Source organism: Gimesia alba, from assembly GCF_007744675.1.
GTDB classification, from domain to species: domain Bacteria; phylum Planctomycetota; class Planctomycetia; order Planctomycetales; family Planctomycetaceae; genus Gimesia; species Gimesia alba.
The window spans coordinates 2,853,326-2,868,475 of sequence record NZ_CP036269.1 but is presented as its reverse complement, the minus strand read 5'-3'; the positions used below and the strand labels follow the sequence as shown (position 1 = coordinate 2,868,475).

Here is a 15,150-nt window from a genome sequence, read left to right as displayed (position 1 = left end):
AACGAAACCCAAGCAGGGTGCCACTGCTCGGCTTGTCCGACAGTGCTGGCCCAGCAGTTGAACCAGACTGCCAATACCCCGATTGGTGGATTGTGATATCATCGTATCAGGATCATTCGACATAACAATCCGGGAATTCCTTGCATTCCGGCGTTCGATCAGCTTCAATCATATTTGTAATCTGTTTTCAATTTGATGTCCTCCCACCGACAAGGTTTTCCGATGATGCGCTTCATTTTCATTGCCTGCCTGTGCTGTTCTACGGTTACATTTGCCGCTGACCATGCTCCTGAATTCAAACCACAAACCATCGACGATACAGTTGAAATCGGATACGGTACCGCCATCGGTGATGTGGACGGCGATGGCAAGCCCGATATTCTGCTCGCCGACAAAAAAGAATTCGTCTGGTATCAGAACCCGACCTGGAAACGGCACGTGATCGCCGAGAACCTGACCGAGCGGGACAATGTCTGCATCGCCGCCCGCGATATTGACGGCGACGGTAAAGTCGAAATCGCCGTGGGTGCGCAATGGAACCCGGGCGATACGCTCAACTCCGGCGCGGTGTTTTATCTGGAACCACCGGCTGACCGAACACAGCTCTGGAACCCGATCCAGCTCCCTAATCAGCCGGTGATTCATCGCATGCGTTGGGTCAAGCTGGGTGAAGGAAAATTTGCTCTCGTCGTCTCTCCGCTACACGGTAAGGGAAATAAAAAAGGGGAAGGGGCCGGCGTCAAACTGATCGCTTATGAAAAACCGACCAACCCTAGCGACGAGTGGAAACAGACCGTCATCGAAGACACCCTGCACGTCACACACAATCTCGACCCGGCACAATGGAATCCAAACACGGAAGCCGAAGAGATTCTCTATGCGGGCCGCGAAGGCGCCATGCTACTCGCTTTTGATCAGGGACAGTGGAACAAAGAGCCGTTCCCTGTCATCGAAGGCAGCGGTGAAATCCGCATGGGACTGCTGGCTCCCACCAGCCAGTTTATCGCCACCATCGAACCGCTGCACGGCGACAAGCTGGTTTTATATCAGGCCGATTATCGCAATGAAAACACGAAAACCAAGCCGCTCTCCATCATCAGTCGCCAGATCCTCGACGACAATATCAAAGCCGGACACGCCATCGCGACCGCGAATCTGTTTGGTAACGGACGAGAGGAAATTGTCGCCGGCTGGCGGACTCCCAACAAAGACCAGAAGGTCGGCGTTAGAGTTTACTGGGCAACCGATGAATCCGGCAAGAACTGGAAGTCAACCTGGATCGATGAGAACGGCATGGCCTGTGAAGACATTCGCCTGGGCGACCTGAACGGCGACGGAAAGATCGATATCGTCGCCGCCGGTCGCAATTCGCACAACCTGAAAGTTTACTGGAACCAGTCCGAGTAGATCACGGGGCACGAAGTTAGTTCTGGTTCCATTCGGAATGTGTTATCACAATGATTAAGGTGTATCGAAAAGACGGATCTATCTTGGGATTGGGCGCCTGATTTAGCAATTGCACCAGCACTGTCGGACAAGCCGACAGTGGCACACGCCAGCGGTAATTCATATTGAAAGAACAAACAGGAAACACGTATGTTGTGGCATTGTTGGCTCAGAGGGTGGCACTGTTGGCTTGCCCAACAGTGAATGAGAACACGCAACCATAAAGAGAACAAGCAGGGGCAACCTCAAAGGATTGCCCGCTAAATCGATGCGGTTCGTTTGAGGTATCACATCGTTCGTCCGCCGTCGACGACGAGCAGTTGCCCGGTGGTGAGTGTCGTTCCCAGTGAAAGATAAACCACCGTATCGGCGATATCATCGGGCAGAGAAGGACGGGGGATCGGATAGTCGGCGGTCATCTCTGCCAGTTGTTCGTCGGTCATCACCCGTTTGAGCCAGCGGCTGTCGATCGGGCCAGGGCAGACTGAATTTACGCGGATCTCCGGCCCCAGTGCGCGGGCCAGCGATTTCGTGATCGTATTCAAGCCCCCTTTACTGGCACAATAGGCGACGCTCGAACCGCGACCATCAATGCCGGCGGTCGAACTGACATTCACCACCGAACCGAATTCGCTTTCACGTAATAAATGGGCGGCGGCGCGAATACAGAAGAAGGGCCCCTTCAAATTCACGCCCAGCAGGCGATCCCAGATTTCCTCGCTGAGCGCGTCCAGATCTTTGTGCTCGATGAACTCGGTCGTTCCCGCATTATTCACCAGCACATCCAGCCGCCCCCACTCGGATTCCACTTGTCCGATCATCTGCTTCACGGCGCCGTCATCGCTCACATCACATTGAATGAGTAATGCATTCACACCTTCGGCTTCCACCAGCGATTTCGTTTCGAGGGCTTCCTCTTTACTGCGGGAATAATTCACCACAATGTCAAAGCCTTCTTCTGCAAACCGCAGGGCACAAGCACGCCCCACGCCTGTGGCTGATCCGGTAATTAAGGCAACGTGATTTTCATTCATGAGAGTGGATTCCAGTGAAGTAATTCTATTTCAAGTTGATTGTAAATGATTCGCAGAGATTCAATTCGTCGCATTCGCTTCGACAATGCTCCAGTCGACTTCAATCCCCAGGCCTGGCGTATCCGGGACTGTGATCACGGGGCCTTCAATCACCAGTGGATTTTTGACGACGGAAATTTCATGGTATTCGGGGCCGAGGATATCGCCGGGATACTGTTCGACATTCATATTCGGACTGGCAACCACGGAATGACACATGGCGGCTGACGCGATATCCAGTTCCAGATTGGAGCCGATGCTGCAGGGAACGCCATGTTCGCCCGCGTATTTGACAATCGCCGCCGTCTTGCTGATGCCACCGTTTTTGCCGGGATACACGTTAATCACGTCGCAGGCTTCATTGCGAATACACTCTTTCGCATCCGCCAGATCAAAACAGATGTCATCGGCCATCACTTCCGGTTCAATCGCCCGCCGCACTTCCGCCAGCGCCGCAAAGTCCCCACGGGGAGTGGGCTGCTCGAACAGCGCCACGTTATATTCCTGCATTCGCTGCATCGCGGCAATCGCAGTCCGCGCATCCCAACCGGCATTCGCATCGATAGTCAACTCAAGATCGGGGCCCATTGTTTCGCGCACGATTTTGACCCGCGCGACGTCTTCATCCGGATTCGTGCCGACTTTGACTTTGATGGTCGTGAAGCCGGCGGCCACCAGTTCTTTCGTTCTGCGTTCGGCACGTTCCAGCGAATAGGCGCCCATCGAAAACCGGCATTTAATCGAACGACTGCGGGCGGCTCCGCCTAACAGTTCATAAACCGGCTGGCGGGCTTCTTTGCCTTTGATGTCCCAGCAGGCCATCTCAATCGCCGACTTGGCAAACCAGTTACCTTGCGCGGTCCGGTCGAGTATCTGATTGATCCCGTCAATGTCACACGGATCATGCCCGAGCAGCAGGGGAGTGAAAACATGATCCACAATCGCCTGCGCGCCCCAGACCGTTTCTCCGCTCCAGCGACAGAGCACGGTCGCTTCACCGGCTCCTTCGATGCCGGCGTCCGTTTCCACACGCAACACCAGATAGTGGGAGACATCATGCTTCCCCAGTGCCGAGATCATCCGGCGTTCCGGCTTGAGAGGAATTCGCACGGGATAGGTTTTAATCGCGGTAATCTTCATGGCAGGTCGCCTCGCTTCCCTTCAAAACAGGCAGTCAAAGATTCGTCATCTTGCGCCGACGAACGAATGCAGCATGCATCATAACAGAACTCGTTTCAGACAGGAATCAACAGCATGGTTCGATACCCAGATATTCGACCCTCAATGATTCGTAGGGGCAGTGCCTATGTGTCAGCCCGCCTGGCGACATTCGATTTTACATCACGCTCCGAACGGAACCAGAATCAACGCTGCACGTCAACACACAATCCACATCAATGCCGCGGGCAACCACATAGGGTTGTCGCTACTTTTCCTTTTGCGATAGCGTGTTCCCGTTCACTGTTGGCAAGCCAACAGTGCCACCCCCGCGTGTCTCATATTTGGTATTATTGGAGACAAGTTTCATCGGTTGTGTGCCACTGCTCGGCTTGTCCGACAGTGCTGGTACGACGGTGGAAACATGCCCCAAATCACAGTAAATGGATAGAGAAACAACACGATCCAGGTTCCATGTAACTATGCCTTTCTCATCTATAGTTGAATTACCGCCTCGCTTCCGCTAAAAGCGAAATTCAACAAGCCTGTTTTTTCCGTTCCATCAAATCAGAAAGTCTCCCGTGTCGTCTCTGCAAGATCGTCTGCCCTCAACCCATCAGCGTATCCTGGAAGGCATCGAAAAAGAACTGCATACCGGCGTTCAGATTTATGTCTCACACCAGGGAGCGGTGATCGCTGATACCGGCGTCGGCGAAGCCCGGCCCGGCATACCGATGACGGAAAATACGATCAATCTCTGGCTCTCCGCCGGCAAACCACTGACGGCGATGGCCATCGCTCGTCTCTGGGAACAGGGAAAACTGGGTCTCGATGATCGCGTTACCAAATACATCCCCGAGTTCGGCACACACGGTAAAGAACCAATCACGTTACTCCATCTGCTCAACCATACCGCCGGCTTTCGTCCCGTGGATACCGGCTGGCCGGAACTGAGCTGGAACGAAACATTGCAGCGCATTTATGATGCGCCCCTGGAAGAGAACTGGCAAATCGGGAAAACAGCCGGCTATCATGTCACCTCCAGCTGGTTCATTCTGGGAGAAGTCCTGCAACGGCTCACGGAAAAACCGTATCCCGAACTGATGCGGGAGCTGATTCTGGAGCCACTGGGCATGTCAGACAGCTGGGTGGGCATGCCGCCTGAGGTCTATGAGCAGATCCAGGACAAGATCGCGTATGTCTATCAGCGCGAAAAAGGGGAGATACAGCTCACGGACTGGCATGCAGCCCCCCGATGCGTGACCCCCTCGCCGGGCGGCAATGCGCGCGGCCCCATTCGCGAACTGGGCTGGTTTTATGAATGCCTGCTGAATGAAGGCATGCCGCTGTTTGAACCGCAGACAGTCGAGACCATGACCAGCCGACACCGCATCGGCGAATTCGACCTGACGCTGCAGCACACGGTCGACTACGGATTGGGCTTCATCGTGAACTCCAATCGCTACGGTGACGAAACCGTCCCTTATGGCTTCGGCAAATATGCTTCCGAAGCAACCTTCGGGCACGGCGGTTCGCAGTCGTCCATTGCCTTTGCAGACCCGGAGCGAGAACTGGTGGTCGCCGTCGTGGCGAATGGCAGACCGGGCGAACCCAAACATCAACGCCGCGCGAAAGAGATCAACGACGCGATTTACGAAGACCTGGGACTGACGTAAATAATTTTAGAATCTTGCGTCTTTTCAATATTAACTCGTAAATCAGATAACTTTTCCCGTTCACTGTTGGCAAGCCAACAGTGCCACCCCAGCGCTCATTTTCAATATCATCGCGGCAGGATCATTCGCCACTTTTTCCTGTCAATTTCCTGCTCGCTGCGCTCGGACCGAATTATATTCGGTCCCACCCAGGTAAGTCACTTACGGACCAACGGCGCCGACATACGGTTTCATGCCGCCGGGGGTGCCGGCGACTTTGCGGGCTGGATTATCCGGGGCAGGGGAGAGGAATTTCTCATCGCCGGGTGTCGTCGAAACAAAGTTACTCAAATTGGCATCACCCCGTTTGCCTTTGTTTTTGAACAGATCCAGTTCATCAGCGGGGATCGGCTTGGGTGCGGTGCGCGAAGAATAATTTTCCTGCGCGGTCAGAATTTTGGCCCAGACTTTGGGATCGTTCTGCTGTTCGACTTTCGCTTCGGCACCTTCGAGGGTGGCAAACAGATTACGGGAAATCTGAATGGCTTCACTCCCTGGCCCGGGCATGGCGGTGATCACAATCCCCGCATTCACGATAAAAAACGTGTTGTTCGTCAATTTCAAATTACTGAGGTCATCCCCCTGTAATTCAAAGCGGATGCCGGTCGACGATTCTGAAAAGATCGATTCTTTAATATGCGTGTTTCTGACACTCGAAGAAAACCGCACCCCTGTCTGCATTGCATTCAGACAACGCACATTGGACATCATAATGCTGTGATTCGTCTCGCCAGTAAAATCGAGGCCAATCGCTTGAGGACTTCCCGCTTTGAGTCTGACATTCTCCAACAGAAACGGCTCATCATTCAGCCCGGAAACGCCGGTAGCCAGAATGCCGGTCGACTGATAATCATTAATTTTCAGATTTTTGAGTTTGGTCCCCACCAGATAATCGGCCAACTGAACCGCGACTTTTTTCCCCTGAGCTTTGATCAGAAAACCGTCGATCGTCAACCCTTCCATCCCCTTTAACTGAATCACCGGTTCCGGCCCGTCAGGTGCAAGGATCACCGGCTTACCACTCTCCGCAACAATCGTGATTCCCTTGGGATAACTCAGACTTGAATTATCGATCTGGATGCGTTCTTTTAGCTCCTGGCCTGCAACCACTTTGATCGTGTAATGCTTGCTGTCGACTCCAAAGGTTTTACCGAAAACAATCTGAATGTCTTTGAGCACTGCAGCGATCGTTTTATATTGCTCTTCAGGACCAACTTTAATTTCCTCAGGCAGCGTCTCCGGTTCGGGAGTTTTTTTCTCTGCCTCTTCGGGCTGGGCAACCTGTTTTTCCTGTGGCTTTTCTTCTGCTCCCCCCGACAATGCAAACATCACCACGCCTGCAATCAACAGCAGACCAATCCCGCCCCCCACGACTGCGGGCATAAACCATTTCTGGCTGGTCAGTGAGAGTTCAGCCGGTGCCGCCTCTTCAACGACTTCTGCCTCCATTTCATCCGGCTCCGCTTCCATCACAGCCGAGTCGGAAGGCAGTGCTTCGACTACCGGAGCTGTTTTTTTCGCGGGGCGTTTGACTGCCTTGGCAACCGGTTTCGCAACCGGCTTGGCAACTGGTTTCTTGACCGGTTTCGCGGCGGGAGCAGTCGGTTTCGGTTCCAGTTTCTGCTGAGTTTCTGCCGCCCCTGCGATCCGCGTCGATGCAGAACTGATTTTGTCCTCTTTGATGACCGAAGAACCACGGACGTCCGAGGAAGGCTTAGTGGCTGGCTGCTCTGGTGAGCTGCCCGGCTTCTGTTTGACTTCACCAGAACCAGGGCCTTTTTGAATCCCTGATTCTTCTTTCAGATTAGAGAGAAAGGCAGCCAGTTCGGGATTTTTTTTCTGTTGATCCTGCGCTCCGGAAGCCGATTGCGATAAACCAACCCCCGATCCCAGACCACTACTTAAATTATTTTGCCGCCACTCTTCGTCTGTATTATTCTGCAGCCATTCAAACAAGGCATCTGCGGTTTCATCGGCCGTCTGATAGCGTTCGTCGCGATCTTTGGCCATCATTTTCTCTAAGATCTTCACCAGATCTTCGGGAGTATCAGGCCGGTCTTTGGTAATCGGCGGCGGCTCTTTAGTTTGATGAGCCATCAGACGCTGCGCGAGCGTGCCTTCGGTGAAAGGGGGATGTCCTGTCAACAAAAAGTAGAGCGTACATCCCAGGCTGTAAATATCTGCTCGGGAATCGACCATGTGACTGTCAATCGCCTGCTCCGGCGCCAGATAATCAGCCGTCCCCAATACTTTTTCGTCATGGGCAATCGTCAGCGATTTGTCTTCGCCTTCGTGAAAGAAACGGGCCAGACCCAAATCGAGAATCTTGACCACTCCTTTGGAATCGACCAGCAAATTGCCCGGCTTCACGTCCCGGTGCACCATATCGGCTTCATGCGCGTGGGCCAACCCTTTGGCTGCCTGCCGAATATAATTGACGGCATCACGAAACTCGAGCGCGCCGTTCTTCGTCACGATCTCCTGCAAATCCTGTCCGTCTACATATTCCATGACCAGAAAATGAATCTCGGCGTCATTTTCCATTTCATGGTCGACGTCGTAGGCACGCACGATATTCGGATGATCCAGTGAGGCCACCGCCTGCGCTTCGCGATGAAACCGCGCCAGGTAAGAGGCGTCATTCACACGTTTAGAAGGGAGTACTTTGATCGCACAGCGGCGACGCATCAGCACATGCTCCGCCAGATAGACCGAGCTCATGCCCCCTTTTCCGACTAAGTCCAGCAAACGGTATTTTCCAAGGAAAAAACCCTTGTGCTTGCCTTGCAGCAGCTTATTAGCCTGCCAGCGCGTCAGAAGCGTCCGCTGAATCAGTTCGTCAGCGATCTCAGCCGGTTCCCGTTCACCCAGCTTGATCCCTTGTTCCTGATATTCGGAGAGGAGTTTTTTCAGTTGATCGACCGAAACCAAACCGCTTTGTTTTACCAGGTTTAAAAACCCTTCGGCCGTTAGTTTTCCTGCCATTCTCTACCAATTCGCTCAACGTGTCCTGCGATGAATCTCAATACTTAGCAAGGTAATAGTAACACTCTAGCATCCGTTTTAGTGACTGACCAGTATTGGTTTAGGGAATCTCTCGAATCCCCGATAATGCCAAAGCACTGCATCCAGGACCATTTTCCCCGCGATTCCCAAAAGGACCTTTTGAACAGTATTCAAAACTCCCGATTTCTGCCCCGATCCACCAATCTGGCTTGTGAAAACCACCAAGAGATTTAAAAAGCAGGGCAATTGACTATAATATTCCAGGAAGAATTTCGATGATTATTATAGAGAGCGACGAAGGGTAGGGTACTCCGTACAGAGTCAGAGAGAAGGGATGCGACCGAGGAAAATCATATGAGCACAATCGCACACAAAGAAGAACTTCCTAAAGGGCTCCCTTTTTTGGGGAACTCTATGCTATTTCTAGGCTTAGGTATTTTAGCCCTCTCGCTGACCGGGACCGAATGGCTTCCATTCAATATGCCGCGTTCCTGGTATCAGAGCCCTGCAATTTGGCAATTACTGGCACTTTGCCTGTCGTGTGGCGGCGTTGCCGTCCTGAAACAGGTTTCCAGTACGGAAATGAAACACGCCGAACGCAATCACGTCAGCCAGAAAAAAGAAGACTGGATGCCCGAAGAGCAGGGCCAGCGATTTCAAACCCTCTTCGTTTATACCAAAGAAAACTGCCCTCTGTGTGAGGAAGCAGCAGAAATCCTGGAAGATTACGCGGCCTACCTGCCTCCCGCTGATTTTGTCGATATCTACAGCGACCCGGCACTCGTCGAACAGTTTGGAACGTGTGTCCCTGTTGTGGCCTTTGATGGCAAGATTCGTTTTCGCGGGCGGATTAATGAAGTCCTGCTCCGTCGACTGATCGCGGCATCCCCCGTCACCAAAGCGGTAGGAGCCACCCAGTCAGGCTGTGGCTGCAACAAACAGAGCTGCGGCTGCAAACGTCCGACTTCACAACTCGAATCAAACGGATGTGGGAACAATTGCCGTTGCGCATGAATCGGGTTCTCATAGAAATCACCCAGAAAACGAGCAGCGGCCAGTAAAAAACGGGGAAGCGGTTGTTGTGATTCCCCGGTAAATGAGATAAATTACTTTCAGAGTGCATGAAATCATGCTTCATGCCAACTGAGCGGGCCAGATTTTCAATCGATCTTACACTTTAGGCAAACGAATATGTCGTCTGAAATCTCTTTGAAGAATTCAAAAATACTTATCGCAGATGACAACCATCAGAACTGCGAACTGCTGGATGCCTACCTGTTGGATGAAGGCTATGAAACGTTCATGGCGTATGACGGAAAAGAAACGCTGGATAAAGTCGCCGAGATCGAACCGGACCTGATCCTGCTGGATATCATGATGCCCAAACTCAGTGGCTACGAAGTTTGTACGCAACTGAAACAAAATGAAGAGACCAGAGATATCCCCATTCTCATCATTACGGCTTTGAATGAAATGGGAGACATTGAAAAATCCGTTCAAGCGGGCTGTGATGACTTTTTAACCAAACCCGTGAATCGCATTGAACTCACAACGCGTGTCCGTTCTCTCTTGCGTGTCAGACATCTGACAAACGAACGGGATCGACTGCTGGCTTATCTTGCGGAAGTGGAAGGCACGACCAAATCGACTTCCAGTGAAGCATAAATCATAAATGCAAGCCGCTTTCGATGCGGAACGACTGCTTGCACCGCATAGCAATCAACATTCTGTTCATTCCCGGCTCGCGCTGTGAATGAACGTCCCTTATTTCTTTTTCGATAGAGACAAACGCTCTACCGATCTTTTTGATTAGAAAACTCTCATGAGTGATTCAAGCCCGCTCGAGGCTGACGCGACTACCGCCACCGAAACAACCGCTGCCGAAACGAAACCTCTGCCGCGTGTCACACTCAAGCCACGTCGTGCGCTCCCGTTCTTTGGGCGTCATCCCTGGGTGTTTGCCGGTGCCATTTCCCGGATCGAAGGCTCTCCCGAACCAGGTACGGAAGTCATCCTGCAATCGGACAAGGGGGAATTCATTGCCCGGGGTTTATTTAACGCGAACAGCAATATCCGCGTCCGTCTCTACTCCTGGGAGGAAACACAGGAATTCGACGATGCCTTCTGGCTCAATCGCCTGGAACAGGCCGTCGCACTCCGCGAATCCGTGGGACTGCTCAATTCCCTGGAATCAACTGGCTGCCGTCTGGTGTTCAGCGAAGCCGATCAACTCTCAGGGCTGACGATTGACCGCTATGGAGAATGGTTCCTGGTTCAATTCTCAAGCCTGGCACTCTCTTTGAAACAGGATCTGGTCATTCAGTTTCTCAAAGACCGCTTTTCTCCCAAAGGCATCTGGCTGCGAACAGAGAAGGGGATGCGCGAAGCAGAAGGGCTCGAAATCACTGATCAGTTACTCGACGGCGACCCGCCTCCCGAACATTTCTTTCTGGAAGAAAACAACGTCCGCTACGGCATGAGTATGGTCACCGGTCAGAAAACCGGCTTCTACCTGGATCAGCGCGACAATCGTCTCGCTGTCTCTCGCTATGTCAAAAACCACCGCCTGCTGGAACTTCATTGCTACACCGGCGCCTTTGCGTTGAACGCGGTCATCAACGGCGCAGCCCAATCGGTTCTCGCTTATGACTCCTCACAGTCGGCCATTGAGCAGGCGAAAGCCAATGCGGAACTGAACGGCGTCGGCAATCGGGTTCAATTCGAAACCGGGAAAGCCTATGGCGTTCTGGAACAGCTTAAAGCAGACGGAGAACAATTCGACTCGGTCATTTTGGACCCGCCAAAAATGGCCCGTCATCGCAGCGGTGTCAAACAGGCGCTGAAAGGCTACTTCAGCCTGAACCGTCTGGCCTTTGATGTTTTGAAACCGGGGGGGATCCTGGTCACCTGCAGTTGCTCCGGACTGATCAGCCAGCAAGACTTTCAACAGATGCTGGCTTCGGTTTCTCAACACACCGGACGCCACTTACAGATTCTGGAACAGAGAGGGCAACCGGCTGACCACCCCGTTTCTCCCAGTTGTCCTGAAAATCATTACTTGAAATGTTTTATCTGCCGGGTTTTATAATTGACGAAAATCTGCAAATCCACCTGTGAGATAATCTGTCTGATCAAATTCCTGAAAATGAATCACCATGTCGCGTAAGTCGAAAAAAAAACAACGCCTCAAAAAGCTGTTACCACCGCCCGAACAAATGCTGCTGGACTATCTGACTCCGGAATGGAGCGCCACGCGCACGCTCTGTTTTCAATCGAACCTGCATCAACTGACCACGGCACTATTGCAGCGCAACATCGAAGGCACGCACGTGGACTGCTTCAGTTTTGACAAGACCATTTCCAGCCGCATTCAGCACAAGTGCAGCCTCATCCAGGAAGAGCAAACCATTTCCACAGAATGGAGCACCATCTGTGACAGCGAATTCCCGGTCGACGAATATGACGCCGCACTGCTGCCGCTGGCGCAACAGTTTTCCGATGAGTATATCCGTGACTTAACACTCTCCGCTGCACACAGCCTGCAAACGGGAGGCACGTTGATCATCGCTTCGTCGCGCACCAAAGATTATGAATATCATAAGCTCCTGAGATCACTGTTCAACAAAGTCACGCGGATCGTGTCAGACGCCGGCATTATTTATCAGGTAAAGAAACCACAGGATTTGCCTGAGAAGAAAACTCTACTCGATGAATTCGTCGTACGGGAAAGTGAGACGCTGTTGCACGGTTACACGCTGCCCGGCGTTTTCAGTCACCGTCGTCCGAACCAGAGCGCCCGTGCTTTGACCAATCTGATGGAATTGTCAGAGAACGCCACCATTCTCAATGTCGATTGCGGCTCGGGAGTCGTGGCATTCGTCGCCGCCACACGTTGTCCCTCTGCCACAGTGCATGCCATTGACAGCAATGCCCGCGCCGTCAAATGTACGGAGCAGGGGATTGCCAAAAATCAATTGACCAATGTCAGTGTGGAGTTATGTGAGGAAGGTCAGGGCATTTTACCCGAGGCCTATGATTATATTCTCACCAACAAATCCTATTTCAACAGCGAAGAACAAGGCGAAGTCTTTCTACAAAAAAGTCTGCGTGCATTAAAACCGGGAGGGCTGTTACAGTTCTCAACCAAACAATATCAATGGTACGCGCACCGGCTGCTCGATCTCTTTACCGATGTCGCCATTGATGGCGCCGTGCACCATTTCATGCTCAGTGCCAGAAAACCGGAATAACAAACGATTCGCGAATATAACAGAGGGTCACTGATCATTTTTCTCGCACTTCAATGCGCCCCGCCTGACTTCTGCAGAAATGATTTTCAGAATTCGCTCATTTTTTTCTGATCTTTTTCCAAGAGATTCTCGTTGACAACGAAGAACTGATGTGAAAATATCATTGAAGCAACTGAGATTAGCGAATTCGGCACAAGGCAGATCTGCCCATGCCGGTAGTAGATTGATCTTTTCAGAAGGAGGCTGTTATGTCATTATTCCTGTCGATTGCTGTCTTAGCTTCCACCCCACAGGATCCCCAAAGGAATGATCAGCCCATCGAGGCTGTAACCCCGCAAATGAATGCCAATTTTACGACCTTCGACCAACTGGCCGATTCGCTTTCTTCCCGCGTCCAAACTGGCACGCTGCTCTTCAGTAAAGGTGACTGCCTGGCAGTCCGAATTTTTACGCAAAGCGCTTACACCCACGTCGCCATGATTGTCATGCGGAATGGAGAGCCCTTAGTTTACGACAGCATGAACGGAACCGGAGTCCGCTGCCTGACGCTCAAACGATATTTGAACACGCAGCGTCCTGCCACGATCCATGTCTTTCAACCCAGGTCCGCCTTCAACCAGCAAATGACGGCTCAGTATGAACGTTTTCTGGATCAAAAGCTGGGAACGCCGTATTCCATCAAACATCATCTGACGGGAAATCGCGCCAAGGGAGTGCACTGTGCAGAATATGCGATTGATGCCTTAGCGGCCTGCAATCTGATGAAAGCCAATGCACCGGCAAAAGTTTCTCCCGCCTCGCTGGTGACAGGCATCGTAAAATCAGAGCGTTATGTCCCTTCGGTCACGTTCGATCTGGAACGACCTCCGCTGGTTGCAGAAAAACCACGAGGCTGGTGCTCTCAACTCTGGGCTGATACCAAAAACTGCACTTCAGCCTGCTGTATCAAACTGCGAGGCTGGGTCCTCTGTCAATAAGCATCAGCAAACACTGAGTGTTAGGTAGCTTTTATTGAATAGTTATGAGTGTGACTCTCATGATTGTAACCATACCAAAATCGGTATTCACCGCGGCTCACGCCGTGCAGCTGATTTGGTTTTTGGTGATTTCCAGCCGGAATGACTTATTAGCCGAAGGGCATTAGCCCCGGTTCCCTCCATTTGCAGAGAGGCACTCGAATTAAAAAACACTAGCTAGCACGTACTGAGATCTTCTGTGAAAACCCGGAAAGATCTGCAAACACTGCTTGAAACTGCAACGCTTGTCAGCGAAAATCTGAATAAGAGATTTTTTGCTCACGTGTGACACATTTCGTACATGAAAGCTCCAGTATAATGCAGTTCAATGCTCAGACTTCCTCAAGGCCCGTCCCCCTTAAAAATAATCGATCCATCTGCCTCTGGATGCTGTTCGCGATGCTGCTGACAACGACTCCGATCCAGGCTCAGCCAGCTGACAACCAGCAACAGACCGTAGCAATTCAACGCGAAGCCATCGCACTCAGACATCCCCGTGATTATTACGTGCCCCTCAATCTGAAGCCCGTACGTTCACTCTCGCTGGCTTCACCCATCGATGGAATCGTACATGCAATTGATGTCAAACCGGGAGACAAATCAACAGCGAAAGCAGTCTTAGTTCGCCTCGATCCCAGCATCCCTCAGGCGGAAGTCGCCCGCGCAGAAGCAGCACTGGAAGTAGCGACCTTGGAACACAAAAATGCAACAGGCAAAGCAGCCGCGATTGCCAAAGCCAAACTCGATCTCGCACAGGCAGAACTGAAAATCGCCAACATCCGCCTGGAACAGACGATTATCCGTGCCCCTTTTGAAGGGGAAATTTTCCGCATTTTCGCCGCGCCCGGTGCATTTGTCAGAGCAGGGGAGCCCCTGCTGGAACTGGGGGACACCTCAAAACTGCAAGTTGAAATTCCCCTGGCACGCGAACAAGCCCTGAAAGGGGCAAAAATCAACCTGAGCGTGGAAGAACAGGCGACGCAAGCAGACCTCGATCAGATACTTCCGCTCGCGCCCCAATTTGAAAAACTCCGAGATCTGGCGAATTCCATCACGTCTGCTGTGGTGATTCTGGACAACAAAAATAATCAGTTCAGGCCGGGACAAGCGGTGAGCGTGGCTTTGATTCCGCGTTATCCGATTGCCGAAATCCCCACAATTTCTGTCAGCAACACCCCCGAAGGGGAGCGGAAAATTCAGATCGTTCGTGAAAATGTGATCAGAGACCTGAAACCCCAGATTTTGGGACAGATCGGCCCGGAACGCCTGTTTGTGTCTGCGCCCTTCAGCAAGGATGATGAAATCATCGTCAGTACATCACAGCCTCTGCCAGATGGCACACAGGTTCAACCCACCCAGAAGATTGGCAAAACAGAGACTTCCCCGGGAACAACACCCGGACGCCCCGCAGCAAAAGCACCTGAAAAAAAGGTCAGCTTTTAGAATCCATTGTTTCGTTAAGTCGGCAATCTCGTTACACTATATG

11 protein-coding genes are annotated in these 15,150 nt (G+C 52.0%); 8 read left to right on the top strand and 3 right to left on the bottom strand.

The window, feature by feature from the left end; all coding sequences use genetic code 11:
• Positions 1–222 precede the first annotated feature (222 nt).
• Positions 223–1,407 (top strand): FG-GAP-like repeat-containing protein, encoded by a 1,185-nt coding sequence (locus Pan241w_RS10670; protein ID WP_145214926.1) that lies wholly within the window; start codon positions 223–225, stop codon positions 1,405–1,407.
• Positions 1,408–1,733: 326 nt separating this feature from the next.
• Here Pan241w_RS10670 and Pan241w_RS10665 read toward each other — a convergent pair whose 3' ends face one another.
• Both Pan241w_RS10665 and Pan241w_RS10660 read right to left on the bottom strand, forming a co-directional pair.
• A complete protein-coding gene (locus tag Pan241w_RS10665) occupies positions 1,734–2,480 on the bottom strand; it encodes an SDR family NAD(P)-dependent oxidoreductase (RefSeq protein WP_145214923.1) in 747 nt (248 codons plus the stop codon).
• Between the two features lie 60 nt (positions 2,481–2,540).
• A complete protein-coding gene (locus tag Pan241w_RS10660) occupies positions 2,541–3,659 on the bottom strand; it encodes a mandelate racemase/muconate lactonizing enzyme family protein (protein WP_145214920.1) in 1,119 nt (372 codons plus the stop codon).
• Between the two features lie 599 nt (positions 3,660–4,258).
• Between Pan241w_RS10660 and Pan241w_RS10655 the strand changes: the two genes are divergently transcribed.
• Positions 4,259–5,353, top strand: coding sequence for a serine hydrolase domain-containing protein (locus tag Pan241w_RS10655; RefSeq protein WP_145214918.1), 1,095 nt, complete (start codon positions 4,259–4,261; stop codon positions 5,351–5,353).
• A gap of 201 nt (positions 5,354–5,554) precedes the next feature.
• Here the strand turns inward: Pan241w_RS10655 and Pan241w_RS10650 are convergent, their stop codons facing one another.
• Positions 5,555–8,377: a serine/threonine protein kinase gene (locus Pan241w_RS10650; protein ID WP_145214916.1), complete on the bottom strand. Its 2,823-nt coding sequence runs from the start codon at positions 8,375–8,377 to the stop codon at positions 5,555–5,557.
• A 375-nt stretch (positions 8,378–8,752) separates the two neighbouring features.
• On the opposite strand from Pan241w_RS10650, the gene Pan241w_RS10645 reads away from it, so the two are divergent.
• The 6 genes from Pan241w_RS10645 (at position 8,753) to Pan241w_RS10620 (ending at position 15,107) form a co-directional block, all read left to right on the top strand.
• Positions 8,753–9,412: a glutaredoxin family protein gene (locus Pan241w_RS10645; RefSeq protein ID WP_145214913.1), complete on the top strand. Its 660-nt coding sequence runs from the start codon at positions 8,753–8,755 to the stop codon at positions 9,410–9,412.
• Between the two features lie 177 nt (positions 9,413–9,589).
• On the top strand, positions 9,590–10,063 hold the full coding sequence (locus tag Pan241w_RS10640; RefSeq protein WP_145214910.1) for a response regulator: 474 nt from the start codon (positions 9,590–9,592) through the stop codon (positions 10,061–10,063).
• 157 nt (positions 10,064–10,220) lie between these two features.
• Positions 10,221–11,486, top strand: a complete 1,266-nt coding sequence (locus Pan241w_RS10635; protein WP_145214907.1) for a class I SAM-dependent rRNA methyltransferase — start codon at positions 10,221–10,223, stop codon at positions 11,484–11,486.
• Between the two features lie 67 nt (positions 11,487–11,553).
• Positions 11,554–12,648: a methyltransferase gene (locus Pan241w_RS10630; protein ID WP_145214904.1), complete on the top strand. Its 1,095-nt coding sequence runs from the start codon at positions 11,554–11,556 to the stop codon at positions 12,646–12,648.
• A gap of 248 nt (positions 12,649–12,896) precedes the next feature.
• On the top strand, positions 12,897–13,625 hold the full coding sequence (locus tag Pan241w_RS10625; RefSeq protein ID WP_145214901.1) for a YiiX/YebB-like N1pC/P60 family cysteine hydrolase: 729 nt from the start codon (positions 12,897–12,899) through the stop codon (positions 13,623–13,625).
• Between the two features lie 357 nt (positions 13,626–13,982).
• Positions 13,983–15,107 (top strand): efflux RND transporter periplasmic adaptor subunit, encoded by a 1,125-nt coding sequence (locus Pan241w_RS10620; RefSeq protein ID WP_145214898.1) that lies wholly within the window; start codon positions 13,983–13,985, stop codon positions 15,105–15,107.
• Positions 15,108–15,150: the final 43 nt, after the last annotated feature.

What these genes read in the sequence shown, in the direction of transcription:
- Pan241w_RS10670 (WP_145214926.1), top strand. Translation starts at nt 223, where the DNA reads ATGATGCGCTTCATTTTCATTGCCTGCCTGTGCTGTTCTACGGTTACA.
- Pan241w_RS10665 (WP_145214923.1), bottom strand. Translation starts at nt 2,480, where the DNA reads ATGAATGAAAATCACGTTGCCTTAATTACCGGATCAGCCACAGGCGTG.
- Pan241w_RS10660 (WP_145214920.1), bottom strand. Translation starts at nt 3,659, where the DNA reads ATGAAGATTACCGCGATTAAAACCTATCCCGTGCGAATTCCTCTCAAG.
- Pan241w_RS10650 (WP_145214916.1), bottom strand. Translation starts at nt 8,377, where the DNA reads ATGGCAGGAAAACTAACGGCCGAAGGGTTTTTAAACCTGGTAAAACAA.
- Pan241w_RS10645 (WP_145214913.1), top strand. Translation starts at nt 8,753, where the DNA reads ATGAGCACAATCGCACACAAAGAAGAACTTCCTAAAGGGCTCCCTTTT.
- Pan241w_RS10640 (WP_145214910.1), top strand. Translation starts at nt 9,590, where the DNA reads ATGTCGTCTGAAATCTCTTTGAAGAATTCAAAAATACTTATCGCAGAT.
- Pan241w_RS10635 (WP_145214907.1), top strand. Translation starts at nt 10,221, where the DNA reads ATGAGTGATTCAAGCCCGCTCGAGGCTGACGCGACTACCGCCACCGAA.
- Pan241w_RS10630 (WP_145214904.1), top strand. Translation starts at nt 11,554, where the DNA reads ATGTCGCGTAAGTCGAAAAAAAAACAACGCCTCAAAAAGCTGTTACCA.
- Pan241w_RS10625 (WP_145214901.1), top strand. Translation starts at nt 12,897, where the DNA reads ATGTCATTATTCCTGTCGATTGCTGTCTTAGCTTCCACCCCACAGGAT.
- Pan241w_RS10620 (WP_145214898.1), top strand. Translation starts at nt 13,983, where the DNA reads ATGCAGTTCAATGCTCAGACTTCCTCAAGGCCCGTCCCCCTTAAAAAT.